This is a genomic window from Microcoleus sp. M2_D5 (assembly GCF_036701935.1).
Lineage (GTDB): Bacteria > Cyanobacteriota > Cyanobacteriia > Cyanobacteriales > Microcoleaceae > Microcoleus.
Genome location: NZ_JAUBRP010000094.1, coordinates 7,258 through 21,480 on the forward strand (window position 1 = coordinate 7,258; position 14,223 = coordinate 21,480).

A 14,223-nucleotide genomic window follows, 5' to 3' on the forward strand; every position below is an offset into this window, starting at 1 on the left:
GTTCCACAAATTCAACAGGCAAGATGCCTGTTCCACAAATTCAACAGGCAAGATGCCTGTTCCACAAATTCAACAGGCAAGATGCCTGTTCCACAAATTCAACAGGTTTCTTGTGGGGAGTAGGGGCCCTAGCGTCCCGCCCGCCCATCAAAAGCTGATTGACAATCCAAGATGTGAGTTAGGCTAAGGCTGCTACGGAAACTTTACCGGCAATGCGGCCCGCGATCGCCCGCAACTCCCTAGCCGAAGCAGAACCCGGTTGCCCCACCACGATCGGCACCCCAGAATCGCCACCTTCCCGCAACGGAATTTCCAGCGGAATGCAGCCTAACAGCGGCACTCCCAACTCAGCAGCAGTCTTTTCCCCGCCACCGGAACCGAAAATATCGTATTGCTTATCGGGCATATCCGGCGGCACAAAATAGCTCATGTTTTCCACAATTCCCAGCACCGGCACTCCCAACTGCTGGAACATCTTTAACCCCTTGCGAGAGTCCAACAAAGCCACAGTCTGCGGCGTCGTCACAATTACAACACCAGCCATCGGCACCGCTTGCGCCATTGTCAACTGCGCGTCTCCAGTACCCGGAGGCATATCGACAATCAGATAGTCTAAATCGCCCCAATTCGCCTGGTAGAGGAACTGCCGGATGATTCCGTTCAACATCGGGCCGCGCCAAATCACGGGCTGGTCTTTGTCAATTAAAAACGCCATCGACACTAATTTGACGCCGTAGTTGAAGGCGGGTTCGAGGGTTTCTCCGCTTTTTCCGTCCCTAACCATGACTTTCGCGTCCCCCAAACCCAACATATTTGGGTCGTTGGGCCCATAGATATCGGCATCCAGCAAACCCACCTTAGCGCCTGTTTGCGCTAGCGCTACTGCCACATTTACCGCCACCGTGCTTTTGCCGACGCCGCCTTTGCCGCTGGAAATTGCGATAATATTTTTAACGCCTTCAATGCCTTGGCGATCGACCACTCCCTTCTGCTGCGGCGTCTCGGCTGTCACCTCCACCGCCACTTTTTCGACTCCTGGCAACTGTTTGACCGCTTTTTGGCAATCTTCGACAATAAATTCTCGCAGCGGGCAAGCAGGCGTTGTCAGCACTAAAGTAAAGCTGACGGTACCGCCGTCAATTTTTATGTTACGAATCATGTTCAATTCCACCAAACTCTTTTGCAGTTCGGGGTCTTGCACGGGTCGCAGGATTTCTAAGACTGAACTAACATCGAGTGTATTGGGCATTGTGTTCTCCACCATAGCTCTGCAATTGGGTTTGCGAATTTTCGATCGCAGGTTTAAGTATATTTTTATTGCTATTTTTTAATGTAACTTCATAGCGATCGTTTGCAGACCTGCGGTGGCATAATTACATGACGACTGGATTTGGGACTCACGGTCAATCTCAAACTCAAATGCGATCGGCAAGAATTTCTACGACCGAAAGCAATTTGGTCACAATCCCCGAATTGATCCGTGGTCGCAATTCTTCAATTCTTCAATCTAAAATCTTAAATCTTAAATCGGATGACAGTTTCTACAACACTTAAAACCGCCACTTCCCCGTTTTTGCCGCCCGCTGACTCTAGAGCTAGAGTCAGCCAATTTATGAAAAGCCTACAAGACGAAATTTGTCAATCCCTCGAACAGCTCGATGGCGTTGGCAAATTTAAGGAGGACTCTTGGGAACGCTCCGAAGGCGGGGGCGGACGTTCTCGCGTCATGCGCGAAGGCGATGTGTTTGAACAAGGGGGAGTCAATTTTTCCCAAGTGTGGGGCGAAAGTTTGCCGGCTTTGATTCTGGCCAAGCACCCCGAAGCTGCAGGTCACGATTTTTATGCAACAGGCACTTCGATGGTGCTGCACCCCCGCAATCCCTACTTGCCTACGGTTCACCTGAATTACCGCTATTTTGAGGCCGGGCCGATTTGGTGGTTTGGCGGCGGTGTGGATTTGACTCCTTATTACCCCTTGGCTGAGGATGCAGCTCATTTTCACAAAACTCTGAAAGCAACTTGCGATCGCCACCATCCCGGATATTATCCGACATTTAAACTTTGGTGCGACGAATATTTCTATCTCCCCCACCGCCAAGAAACCCGCGGCGTCGGCGGCCTGTTTTTTGACTACCAAAGCGCTCAAGGCGCGCTTTACCGCGACCATCATGTCAAAGGCAAAGCCGCTGAGTGCAGCAACAACATCGGCGTCCCGGAACCTAGGACTTGGGAGTCGCTGTTCGCCTTCGTACAGGACTGCGGTCGGGCATTTTTGCCGGCTTACACCCCCATAATTGAAAAGCACCGATCGAAAGAATACGGCGATCGCGAGCGCAATTTCCAACTTTACCGCCGCGGCCGTTACGTTGAATTTAACTTGGTGTACGATCGAGGCACGACCTTTGGCTTGCAAACCAACGGACGCACCGAATCGATTCTCATGTCCCTGCCACCTTTGGTACGCTGGGAATACTGCTACGAGCCAGAACCCAACTCTCCAGAAGCCGAACTCTACTCCAAGTTCTTAAAACCGCAAGATTGGGCGAATTGGATGCCTCAGCAGTCACCGACCTGAGTTAAACTACTGGGACAGTAACCACCGCGATAGATAATAAATTTGAGGGAAGGGTCAGTGATTCATATTGATCAAAAAACCCACACGCTTCAAGACGGTACAACAGTTATCGTCTTAGCACCGACAGGACGGTTGGACATCACTACAGCTTGGCAATTCCGCCTCAAGTTGCAAGAGTGTATTTCCAAACTTAGCCGCCATGTTGTAGTGAATCTTGGTCAGGTTAACTTTATCGATAGCTCTGGCCTGACCTCACTTGTAGCAGGTATGCGGGATGCGGATAAAGTTAAGGGAAGTTTCCGCATTTGCAATGTTCATCCAGAAGCCAAACTGGTGTTTGAAGTCACCATGATGGATTCTGTGTTTGAAATCTTTGAAACGGAAGAAGAAGCTCTAGAGGGGGTGCCGCGCGCAAGTTGACCACCGGATTTGCATCGGTTGCGTGTAAGCGCAATTTAAGCTTGAGGCTCACAAAATGCGCCGGAACCCCGCACAAGAACAGGAAGCAGGTAAATTCTTGCCAGCTTCCTTATGCTTTCTTCCTTTCTTGAGAGGTTGAGAGGTTCACCAAAACACTAAAGTAGAAGAATAGGTCAAGGTAAAGTCTTGCCTTCTATCCTAGATAGCTAAATCTTTCTTCCTTGTTTCTTGTTGCTTCTTGCTTCAAACCAATATCTCAGCAGCAAAATCCTGACGCTTGACAAATCTAAAAGGGCCCATTAAAGCTCCCCAGATAGCCTTGCCTGTCGTGGGGCTTATTCCTTTGTCGTAGCTGAGAAATTCCTCGCCTGCGGCTTCAAATCCCAAGTCTACTTGGTAATTTTGCCCCCCGTAGGCAAAGCCGCAGCGAGTGCCCTCCGGCAAAGATGCCCGAAATCGATAGCCGTTTGAGGCTAGATTTTCCACCGCAACCGAGAGGGTGCAGCCGGGGAGGAGTTGGATTTGCTCCTTCGTTAGCTTTCCAAGCAAGTCGGGGTTGCGACCGGCTCCTTTGACGGCTGCGATATCGTTGAACATATAATACTGAGCTTCGATAAGTCCCGGCGCTATCTGTGAGTGCCTCAGTTGCACGATGCGGGGGCGGTACGGCTTGTCTAATTCCAGAATGTTGGCTTGTTCCGCAAACAGGGCAATGCTGGGTTCGGAAAATAAAGGAATGGGTAGTGGTCTTTGCCACATACGAAGGTGGACGTACCACGTCGGCTCTGCTAGCGCTTGTTCCCGGTTGTCAAATTCGCCCGCCATGTACTGGGCTAAAGCTATTAATTCAGGAGAAATTGTCATGTTTGTTTGATTTTTCACGATTAGGGTTGACAAAAAAAACTTATTGTGATACGCAATACCATATCTAGGCTGGGCAAGTCAGAAGATTAGATTTTTGACATCCACCCTGACCTAAAGGTACAGGGATTCCCAATCGTCACCGATTAGGTTTCTGCTTCATAGCACCCGCCCTAACAGATTTGCTCTGTTCGGGTCTTACGGTCGCTCCACAGACTGACACGGCTAGCCCAGCCGCCAAAATGTTTTTTGCTGCGTTAATGTCACGATCGTGGTTTGCGCCACACTTAGGGCATTCCCATTCTCGAATATTCAACGGCAATTTTTCAACAATGTGACCGCAGTTTCCACAGCGTTTAGAGCTGGGAAACCAGCGGTCTATTTTTACAAACTCTCGCCCATACCACTGGCACTTGTAACTTAGCTGGCGAATTAACTCGCCCCAACTAGCGTCACTAATAGCAAGAGCTAATTTATGGTTTTTCACCATATTCTTGACAGCCAAGTCCTCAACGACAATCGTTTGATTTTCACGAATGATTTGAGTTGTTAGCTTGTGCAAGAAATCTTTGCGGACATCGACTATTTGTGCGTGGACTCTAGCCAGTTGCACCCGCGCTTTTTCGCGGTTACGACTTCCTTTTTGCTTTTTGGCTAGAGCTTTTTGCTTCCTTTTTAACTTCTTACGAAGCTGCTTGAAATGCTTGGGGTTGGCAATCTTATTGCCGTCGCTAGTAGCAATCAGGCTACTAATTCCCACGTCCAAGCCGATTGTTTTATTTGTTTTGGGAAGTGGTTTGAGCGTGTAGTCGTCTACAAGTATAGAGACATACCAGCGTCCAGCCGGTGTTAGTTTTACCGTAATAGTAGAAGGAACACAGCTTGCTGGAATTTGTTTGCTCCAGCGAATAGGTAGCGGGTCATTGCACTTTGCCAGAAACACTTGCCCGTTTTTCCAACGGAAAGCTGACTTGGTGAACTCAGCGCTACCACCGTTGTGTTTTTTTTTGAAATTAGGGTACTTGGCTCGTCCCCCAAAGAAATTGGTAAAAGCTGTTTGAAGGTGTCTGAGTCCCTGTTGAAGGGGTACGCAACTAACTTCGTTGAGGAAGTCGAGTTCCTCTTCTTTTTTCCAATTCGTCAGCATCGAGGAAGTTTCTCTGTAGCCAACCCTCTCTTGACGCTCGTACCAAGCTTCCGTGCGGGCCGCCAAAGCCTTGTTATACACTAACCGGGTACAACCCATTGTCCGTCGCAAGAGATTTTCTTGCTCGACGGTCGGGTAGAATCGGTAGCGGTAGGCTTTTTCCATCTTCACGCTCTAGCACGTCTTTTGTGAGTTAGTCGCTTTGGTTTTGTGTCTTTTTGTGAAGCCGTCCTATAAGGACGGGGTTTCTACCCATTTTTCTGATGAGCGATCCCAGAAGAGCTATGATTGTAAAGATACTGGGGTTTTGCCCCTCCTATTGCGACATATTAATTGTTGCTGCCGATCGCGCGTAAAATTTTTTTGATAAAATTTTGTCTCGCAAGGAGGCGGCAACGCTTAAAAAACTGGCAATCTTTGTCAGCCCGATCGCAGAATTGACTCCCCCGACTTGACTCACGCCGCGCAGGCACGCCCGCTACGGCAAAATTATTTATCTATAAGACTCAGGTGAACAATAACCGTACTGTTTCAGATACTAAGCGAAGTTTCTATACGATTCACACTCGACCGATAAACTCAATTTACCGTCGAGTGGTAGAAGAGTTGATGGTAGAAATGCACTTGCTTTCGGCAAATGCCGATTTTCAATACGACCCGATTTATGCTTTGGGTGTAGTGACAGCTTTCGATCGATTCATGCTTGGGTACGCCCCAGAAGCAGACAGAATTTCGATTTTTAACGCTTTGTGCAAGTCCCTAGAAGACGATCCAGAGCGCTACAAGCAAGACGCTCAGCGATTGGAAAGCTTGGCGGATAGACTTTCGGGCCAAGAGTTGCTCTCGTGGCTCGATCGCTCGACCAGCTTTGAAGATACAGGAGATTTGCAAGCGTCTTTAGGGGCGATCGCCGGCAACCCTCAATTTAAGTACAGCCGCTTGTTCGCGATCGGTTTGTTCTCGCTATTAGAAAAAGCTGACCCCAACTTAGTAAAAGACCAAGAAACGCGAAACGGCGCCATCGCCAAAATCAGTGCGGCCTTGCACCTGCCAGAAGACAAAGTTAGCAAAGATTTAGATTTGTACCGCAGCAATTTGGAAAAAATGGCCCAAGCGCGAATAGTGCTTCAAGATGTCATTCAAGCGGAACGGAAAAAACGCGAAAAACGAGAGACAAAAGTTACCGCTGGCCCCTCGGCTGAGTCTTCTGACAGCAGCAATTAATCGTTTGAGGAAAAAAGGAAGTTCGGCAACGGATTCGCTTTCTTAGGATGTAACTGAGATATGGCATCATTCTCAATTAGCCGTAGGGGCGGGTTCGCCAACAGCCTTAAAGCTTGCAAATAGGTTCTACAAACCCGCCCGATCCCACGAAAAATCCTCTTATTGATATTGCTGCAAGATGTCAGATGTAACCGATGTCAGGAACAAGGAAGAAGGAGTTTTTTATTTTTTACATAAAATAGAAAACTCTTAAATTTTAATTTTTTGTTTTTGAATTCTGGCTTCTGCCATCTGATGAATATTGCGGGCTGCGGAAACTAAAAATCCCGCTTTTTGAATTGAGCGGGATCGACTTAATCAAAATAGATCTGTTGGATTGGTACTAAGGCTGGGGTTCAAAATTAGTGGCGTTAGCTTGCAGCCAAGTGCTTAGCTGTGAAAGAACTTCGTTTCCAGAAGACTTGCCCAAAGCTGTGGGGTTTGGAGTGTCGGGCCTGTCCAAGTTGCGGGCGATCGCTGCGTTTACTTCTTTGGAAATCAAATCGTGAAGTTGCTCTTTAGCCCTAGCCCTTTGAAAGTGAGCTCCCTCTTCCGTCGTAGCGTACAGAGGTGGCAGCCTATTTAAAGCATAAGCTGCGATATCTCCCACATCCAGACTCAGGTCGCTCGTCGCTTCAATGTCGGCCACCCTAGCGATCGCATCGCTGAGCACCAACTCTTCCATCACGTTGATGAACTGTTTGCGCGGCAGAACCACAACTTCGCCAGTCAACAAAGAGCCCATCAGACGGTCGAGAGCCATGTACTCTTCGATCGACAATTCCGAAGCCGTATTGCAGATCCGTCCCACCTCAGCTTCCATAGACGGCGTTAAATAGCCATCTTGCAAAGCCTGTTCAACAATTTTTTCAATACTCATATACGCTTCCCACTCAACGGCATCATTAATAGAGTTTTTTTGAAGACACGATTGTTTGCGTCTTGAGATTGGAGTTTTGAAGTTGGAGTTGAGAATTTTAATACCAATCCTAACTCAACACTGATAACCAATTTCAGTTATCTGCACGCCCCAGCCACAAACTTACCCCATAATTGACGGCTTTATTCGTCAAAACCCGTAAAAATTCCTACTCAACTCCCTGAAGCCGCCAAGGTACAGGATCGACTGCCTGCCCGTGCACGTAAAGTCCCCAATGCAGGTGAGGGCCTGTGGACGCCCCCGTTGACCCCAAAGTACCAATTACTTGACCTGCTTTCACGACATCGCCTTCCTTGACATCAATCCGGGCCAGGTGCATCAAAATACTGGCTACCCCCTGGCCGTGGTCAATACCAACGACATTCCCGTGGATTTTGAACCCTTGGGATTCGCGTCCCACTAGAGACACGCGACCCGCTGCCGGTGCGACTACAGGGGAACCGTAAGCACCCGCGTAATCAACGCCGCGGTGGTAGTAGTCTCGAGCAAATACCCCATTATAATAACGTCGCACCCCGTAAATAGTGGTAATTTCGCCGGAGTTGGGGCGCAACAATTTGCCGTCCCAAAATTTTTCGGGTGTGACGAGTGCTTTAAATGCGTCTACGCGATCGAATTCAGCATCTGTACCTTCGCTGTCTTTCCCAGGCGGTAGCCAGATGGATTGAGTGGGAAAATTTCGATCGCGCACTTGGAGACTCAACTTCTGCACTTGTCCGTCACCTGCGACTTGGATTTGGCGAGCACCGGGTTTCTCTAGCGGCGTCGTCGGCAAAAGGGCCCGAAAGCGGCCGTTGCCCAGGGGAAACGCGGGGTAGTTTTTTTGCTGTAGAGAAACTGTTGGAGTTTCCCCGCCGTTACCGTCAACCTGAATCATTACTGACAGCGTATCTCCCAGTTCGGGATTTGCCGGCGTCACAACTACCTGCAAAGCTTGCACCGGCAGGGCAAAACTCAGAAAGCCAGCAACAATTCCCCCGATGGAACCAGCGGTTAGCTTGTTTGCTTTCAACTGCCCCCACCGCAAAATCCGACCTGTAATTATTTCCGTACTTAGCCCGCAGTTGTCTCGATTCACAGTCATTACCATCACTAGCAGTCCTTAACCTTTCTCTCGCTGATATATTTTTAACTATCTAGACTAACTCTAGCAATCCGCAATAAAAATTTCTGTATAGCAATTCTCGCATCAGTTTCAATAACTGGTTAACTTCCAAGCTCTGCCTGGGAACCGATGTAAGCGAGGCTCTGCCTCGACCCAGACTAGGGAGGCTCTTCCTCCGGATCTGCGTTACCAGGCTCTTCCTGGTAACGAGTATAATCATTTAGGATTGCTATAGTGCGGCGAGGAAAGCCCGCTTCAGCCAGACGCTCACACTACCGTTTCCATTACGAATTTAGGAGAACCCAAGTTTCAACACAAACACTCTTCATGTCTAAGCGGATGGGATTATATTTTATCAGTCCTAGCTACTGTTACATAACTTTTAACAATTGCTATTAGTTATAGTTCACGGCGCTACAACCAAATTATTTTTAATTACTCTGCTGTTAAATCACTTCTTTTTTGGCAGTTTATTTACGGATAACCTTGCTAAAACTCTCTAGTTATTGTACCCTACTTTTGAGTAAATAGTATTAATTCCCAATCTTTCAATCTCACATCTAAAATTGTATGAGATAAAAGTTGAGATATTCTATAATCTGAGTACCTAAATTTATAGAGATTCAAAGGTAGCGGTGAAACCATCTAAGGTCAAGCATTCTTCCATAAATTCCTCTACATCGTTGACATCTTCAAGCTGATATTCCATGATGCGTTCACCAGATCCTTTCATCTTTTTGGAAGAAAGAGGCGTGGCAGGATATTTCGCAGCGATCGCTTTGAAAGCTTTGGAATGGGTATCCCAGCTTGCAGCAGAACATTTTATGATTAAACGCCACATAATTAAACTACTCCTTGAGTTTGGTTTACTAATACTCTGACGACAGTGAAAGTTAGCTCGATAGTGCTGAGAAATCCAGGAATTCTGTGGTTCGGAAAAAAGCTAAAAGCCGAGCCACTATGCGAGCAACACCACCCTTAACATTAGACTCAACATTCAAAGGCATCACCGGATCGTGGAGTGATAAGCGTAACAGAAACCAGCCGGATTCGCTAGCTGACGTGCAGGAAATTCGCAGACCTTCATAGTTATTCGGAACAATTTTCCAGTCGGCTTGCGTTGACACAAATTCTTGCAGTTGTTCAATAACGCGAGCTCCGTGAGCTTTGAAATCCTCCACACCAATTTTAATCCGAAATTCTGCACTTTCTTCGGGTTCTTTTAAATTCGCAATTAAATCTGGCAAAGATTGGTTTGCTAGCTTTGACTTAGCCAATTCAATCAATAATTTGCTGACCAAATAAGCGCCATCATCGAGAAAGTAATTTTCTTTCAAAGCTCCATGTCCAGAGGTTTCAATCGCCAGCCATGATTCCTGTCCGGCTTCATTGAGGCGGATCGACTCGTCAATCACATTTTTGTAGCCGCGTTTAAAGCGATGGTGAATTCCTTTTAAATCTTGTTCGATGAATTGTGTCAAGCCATCGGATGTGATAGAATCGGTGACAATGGTAGAGCCTGGGTGTTCTTGTAATACGATCGCCGAAATCAAGGCAATTAAGCGATTGCGATTCAGTTCCTTGCCAACTCCATCGACGGCCGCACTGCGATCGACATCGGTATCAAAAATAATCCCAAAATCAGCTTGATGTTCAATTACCGCTTGACAAATTGACTGCATTGCCTTTTTATCTTCGGGATTTGGCACATGATTGGGGAAAGTACCATCTGGTTCTAAAAACTGGCTGCCCGTGGTGTCTGCACCTAAAGGTTTTAAGACTTTATCAACATAAAAGCCGCCAGCACCATTGCCCGCATCCACAACAATTTTTAATCCTGTTAGTGGTTCCTCAAAGTTATCGGGATGATTGACTGCTTCCCGGATTTTTGTGACAAATTGGTTAGCATAAACTGAGATAAAATCATGCTTTGTAATGTTACCGGGCGCTGCGGCTGGCTGAAAGTTATTGCTTTGGGCTAGTGCTAAGATATCTGTAATATCCTGTTTTTGTAACCCACCTCGGGCTGTGAAAAACTTTAAGCCGTTGCGATTAAATGGCAAATGGCTAGCAGTGAGCATAATCGCGCCGTCGCAATCAAAACCAGGGGTAATGGTACTCATAAACATGGCCGGGGTTGAGGCCATTTCAAAGTCGTACACGGTTGCACCAACTGAGGCGATGCCCTCCATGACTGCTTGCATTAAGGTTGGCCCAGATAGGCGACTGTCACGCCCGATCGCGATCGTTAATTCTGCAGCAGGTTTCTGGACTTTTTGCACCAGCCAACTGACAAAGGATTTACCTAAGATTGTCGCAATTTCGGGGGTGAGGTTGACTTTTTCATTGGGGACGCCTTCGAGGGCGATACCGCGAATGTCTGAGCCATTTTGAAGTTTTGTCCAGTTGAAGTTTTGCATAATAATTGATGGTAAGTAAAAAGATATGAGTGTGCGGTTGAAACCGATTATACAAACTTTCGTTTGCTGCCCGTTCGAGTGAGCGCTAAACGAATGTCTTTCGCGCACTAAGAAATAAACAGGGGAGAAATTTGGGATTTGGTATTATTAGTCATTACGGTGACAGAGTTTTTCAATTCAATCAGCTAATCGGCATTTAAGTTGTATTTAAACAAACAATCCCAGTCTGGTGGGTGGGATTTGAGCAACGCCCCAAATATCCAATTGAAATGTTGACCCGCTTACTGGGAATTTTTGCCCCATCACCGCTAAGCTTAAGTTCTAATTCCTTAGTTGCGTTCAACGCTGTAAATTGCCTGCAAGCGGAACTCACCATTCGGGGGAACTTCCACAATATCTGTAGCTGCATTGGTCGTTTCTACGCAGAGGAAACGCTGATAATCTGCATCATCAAGGTCGGCCATATTTGCAGAAATTGTCACCCAGGGATTCCACACTACGGCGGATTTACTACCAGATGATTTAATGCGAATCCGACGATTGAGGGCGCTATCGTCAATGACTAATTCATTGGTGACATCGAGATAAATGCGATCGACTTCACCTGTTGCTACCACTGCACCCACTTGAGTTTTTTCGACACCACCATCAACTTTATCAAGATACTGGCTATTTTCTAAACCTAAAACCTGCACGCGGTTGATATCGCCGACTTGGAAATAGGTGTGGAAAGCTTGGGTGAGGGGAAATGCTTTGTCGCCTAGATTGCGGGTGATTAATTCTACCGTGAGGCTAGTGCCGATCGTAATTGCGATCGCCAGTTCAAAAGCTTGGGGCCAAATTGCTCTAGTTTCATCGCTATCCTTGAGTCCGAGAGTGACTTTGGTTGCGCCGTCTGGGGTTGTGGCGGTTTCTAGCACATTCCAGAGGCGATTCCGCACAAACCCATGACTCGGACGCCCCAAGGCTTCGGGATCTGGGCCAAACCAGGGCCAACAGATGGGTATACCGCCTTTGATGGCTTTCCCTTCTGCGTAGTAGGCTTTGTCGCTGACGAACATCAAGTCTGTGGTTTCGGTGGCTGGTTGAAAGGAGAGCACTTGACCGGAATACACAGAAATTAAGGCTTTGGCTTGACCGTTGTCGATGTGAATCATCGGGAAACCACCGTTTCCGGTGGCGAAGGTGAGGTGTCCGGCTATGCCGTAGTCTGTGTTTAATTGGTCAATACTCATGCTGTTAGCTTGGTGAATTGCTTTACAATTATCCGATATTATGGTTGCGAGATTAATTAGATTGTTGGGTTGGACGGGGAAAGGTGCGATCGACACAACGATGCAGTCAGAGAAACCGATGGCGAGTCCCCACACATCGCGAGGGAATGTGCGATCGAACCCACCGGCACACCTTGCTGAGTTATTCGTAATTAAGCTAATGCAGCACTTCATCAAAAGACGGCGCAGCAGCAAAACTCCGCATCTCGATTGATTCGTTGTATAACCCGGAAACCCTTGTGGTGTCGCCCACAGCCTCCCTCGCTAAAATTTGTCTTCCTAGAGTCTGGCGCCAGGGGATTAATGCAATCGGTGATAACTGTCAGGGTACAAGCGCACTCAAACATTTGAGGTAATCTCATCTGTTCTGTACCCTTAAGTTTTGTTATGCTGAGCCAGAATCGGGTTTTTTCAAATATATACGTTCCATATCCCGCGTATTTAAATATAACGAAATTTTATTTAAATGCAGTTTAACTGCCACATCCTTAAGGATTTGTTTAATGGCCTGACTTTTGCTCACAACGCCCAAATTATAAAATAGCCTGTCGAGTGTTAGCGATCGCCCCACATAATCTGTTTTAAGCACGGTAAATCCTGCCTTAGTTGCAAGTTTTTCTAGCGTGGTGGTCGTAAAAAAGTAAATATGTCCGTCGCAACTGAGACTTCTTTCTCTTTTACCCAATAATTTGAACATCAATGTATCGTAGCGGGGGGTTTCCATCACGAATATCCCACCGGGCTTCAAGATCCGATAAACTTCTTTCAACGTACTGCAAGGATCGGATACGTGTTCGATCACGTGCATCATCAATACAGCGTCTGCCGATCGATCTTCTAGTTCAGCTTTTTCTAATATGGTTGGGATGATTTCGATTCCAAACTCCGATTCTGCATATCTGCACATACCCACATTAGGTTCAAGCCCAACTACATTCCACCCATCTTGCTTAAAGAAGTTTAACAAATACCCCAAGCCACTTCCCACTTCAATTAACTTACCTTTATTGGGATAATGTTTGTGAAGAAAAGCTCTAGTCTTTTCATAATCTTTTACCTGCAGTGCTTCTTTTTCCAGTCTCTGCGAATCTTGGTTAACTATCGCAGATAATACAAACTCTGGATCGTAGTTTTCTATTAATACACTATCTACTTCTGTGCTTCTCGGATTAGCATACATCAATCCACAGGCTTTACAATTGACAATTTGATTTACCTGGGCTACTCCCTGCTCGAATCTCACAGTATAGTCATTACTACCGCACAAATTGCATGCAACGTATGTCATAGCTTTGATTTCTTTTACTTGGTTCAACTGAGTTCGGCATTGATTCTAACATATTCACCTGTGGGCAGCCACAAGTGTTTATTTTTGTTACACAAATTTACATTGTTCTCGCTATTCCTGCTACACAATCTAAATTTATTATCCGCAAAAATTAGTTTATCAAACCAATATTTATTGTTAATTAGGAATGAGAATTAAATAACTTAGAATGCGTGATGCTTCTTGTGGGATGGGCGTCCCGCCCGCCCTTTCTGGACGGGCGGGACGCCCATCCCACTGTCAAGAGTGTAAATTATTTAATTCGCGATCCTTAGTTCACACACAACAGCTTGAATCTAGCGGAATTTATAGAATATCTTTTTTCACCCGTGCCTTTTATAGTCTCCACAAAAAATAAGATATAAAAGATAAAATAGTATAAACATAAACATAAATCTCAATTTAATTTATTGTATAATTGGGTGATTATTATAGCAATCCTAAATCATTCAGGTACATTTGTAGGGGTAGTGCTACCCCTACTCCCCGTGCCTACCCCCTATCTATCGGGGCAACCGGGCGTGGGATTGCCCGTACAATAATTAGGCGAATGATTTAGGGTGGCTATATATCTAAAATAAGTGCGTTATTAAAAACAATTACAGCAGTTGTATTGCCCATGTTTTTCGATGTATCTCTCCGATTTCTTCATTGTTATTGCGTGATAGCCGGATGCGGCAAAGTTGCTTGCTAATCGATCCTCAGTTTTATTACAGCATCTTCGGTAGTTGATGAAGTACAGTAGCCGCTATATTTATGCGACAACATCGGTGACTCGATAGGCAACGGTGCCACCTGTTTTTTCGATTGCAGCAACTAAGTAGGTCGGCGGGAAAATTTATAAGTATGTAACAAAACATTAAGTAGGACGGTCGGCTCTCAATTTAATGC

Annotated in this window: 12 protein-coding genes; 4 read left to right on the top strand and 8 right to left on the bottom strand. The window is 46.4% G+C overall.

All coding sequences use genetic code 11. The features are described from left to right. Positions 1-178: 178 nt before the first annotated feature. Positions 179-1,249, bottom strand: a complete 1,071-nt coding sequence (locus tag QUA50_RS26295; RefSeq protein WP_333264478.1) for an Mrp/NBP35 family ATP-binding protein — start codon at positions 1,247-1,249, stop codon at positions 179-181. 282 nt (positions 1,250-1,531) lie between these two features. Here QUA50_RS26295 and hemF point away from each other — a divergent pair, with 282 nt between their 5' ends. Further along, positions 1,532-2,575, top strand: a complete 1,044-nt coding sequence (gene hemF, locus QUA50_RS26300; RefSeq protein ID WP_333264476.1) for an oxygen-dependent coproporphyrinogen oxidase — start codon at positions 1,532-1,534, stop codon at positions 2,573-2,575. Between the two features lie 57 nt (positions 2,576-2,632). After that, positions 2,633-2,995 carry an STAS domain-containing protein gene (locus QUA50_RS26305; RefSeq protein ID WP_006631392.1) on the top strand — a complete coding sequence of 121 codons (363 nt, stop codon included), beginning with the start codon at positions 2,633-2,635 and terminating at the stop codon, positions 2,993-2,995. Between the two features lie 243 nt (positions 2,996-3,238). On the opposite strand, the gene QUA50_RS26310 is transcribed toward QUA50_RS26305, so the two are convergent. Both QUA50_RS26310 and QUA50_RS26315 read right to left on the bottom strand, forming a co-directional pair. After that, on the bottom strand, positions 3,239-3,859 hold the full coding sequence (locus QUA50_RS26310; protein ID WP_333264474.1) for a chromophore lyase CpcT/CpeT: 621 nt from the start codon (positions 3,857-3,859) through the stop codon (positions 3,239-3,241). Between the two features lie 136 nt (positions 3,860-3,995). Then, positions 3,996-5,168, bottom strand: a complete 1,173-nt coding sequence (locus QUA50_RS26315) for an RNA-guided endonuclease TnpB family protein (RefSeq protein WP_333264472.1) — start codon at positions 5,166-5,168, stop codon at positions 3,996-3,998. Between the two features lie 345 nt (positions 5,169-5,513). Between QUA50_RS26315 and psb29 the strand changes: the two genes are divergently transcribed. Then, on the top strand, positions 5,514-6,227 hold the full coding sequence (gene psb29 / locus QUA50_RS26320) for a photosystem II biogenesis protein Psp29 (protein ID WP_333264470.1): 714 nt from the start codon (positions 5,514-5,516) through the stop codon (positions 6,225-6,227). A 382-nt stretch (positions 6,228-6,609) separates the two neighbouring features. On the opposite strand, the gene QUA50_RS26325 is transcribed toward psb29, so the two are convergent. From QUA50_RS26325 to QUA50_RS26340, 4 genes are all read right to left on the bottom strand, one after another. After that, a complete protein-coding gene (locus QUA50_RS26325) occupies positions 6,610-7,146 on the bottom strand; it encodes a late competence development ComFB family protein (RefSeq protein WP_193971299.1) in 537 nt (178 codons plus the stop codon). 208 nt (positions 7,147-7,354) lie between these two features. Then, on the bottom strand, positions 7,355-8,296 hold the full coding sequence (locus tag QUA50_RS26330) for a M23 family metallopeptidase (protein ID WP_333264580.1): 942 nt from the start codon (positions 8,294-8,296) through the stop codon (positions 7,355-7,357). A gap of 908 nt (positions 8,297-9,204) precedes the next feature. Next, positions 9,205-10,731 (bottom strand): phosphomannomutase/phosphoglucomutase, encoded by a 1,527-nt coding sequence (locus QUA50_RS26335; protein WP_333264467.1) that lies wholly within the window; start codon positions 10,729-10,731, stop codon positions 9,205-9,207. A gap of 329 nt (positions 10,732-11,060) precedes the next feature. Next, a complete protein-coding gene (locus QUA50_RS26340) occupies positions 11,061-11,966 on the bottom strand; it encodes a D-hexose-6-phosphate mutarotase (RefSeq protein ID WP_333264465.1) in 906 nt (301 codons plus the stop codon). Between the two features lie 40 nt (positions 11,967-12,006). Between QUA50_RS26340 and QUA50_RS26345 the strand changes: the two genes are divergently transcribed. Then, positions 12,007-12,219 (top strand): hypothetical protein, encoded by a 213-nt coding sequence (locus QUA50_RS26345; RefSeq protein ID WP_333264462.1) that lies wholly within the window; start codon positions 12,007-12,009, stop codon positions 12,217-12,219. Positions 12,220-12,390: 171 nt separating this feature from the next. Here the strand turns inward: QUA50_RS26345 and QUA50_RS26350 are convergent, their stop codons facing one another. Then, on the bottom strand, positions 12,391-13,293 hold the full coding sequence (locus QUA50_RS26350) for a class I SAM-dependent methyltransferase (protein ID WP_333264459.1): 903 nt from the start codon (positions 13,291-13,293) through the stop codon (positions 12,391-12,393). Positions 13,294-14,223 lie beyond the last annotated feature (930 nt).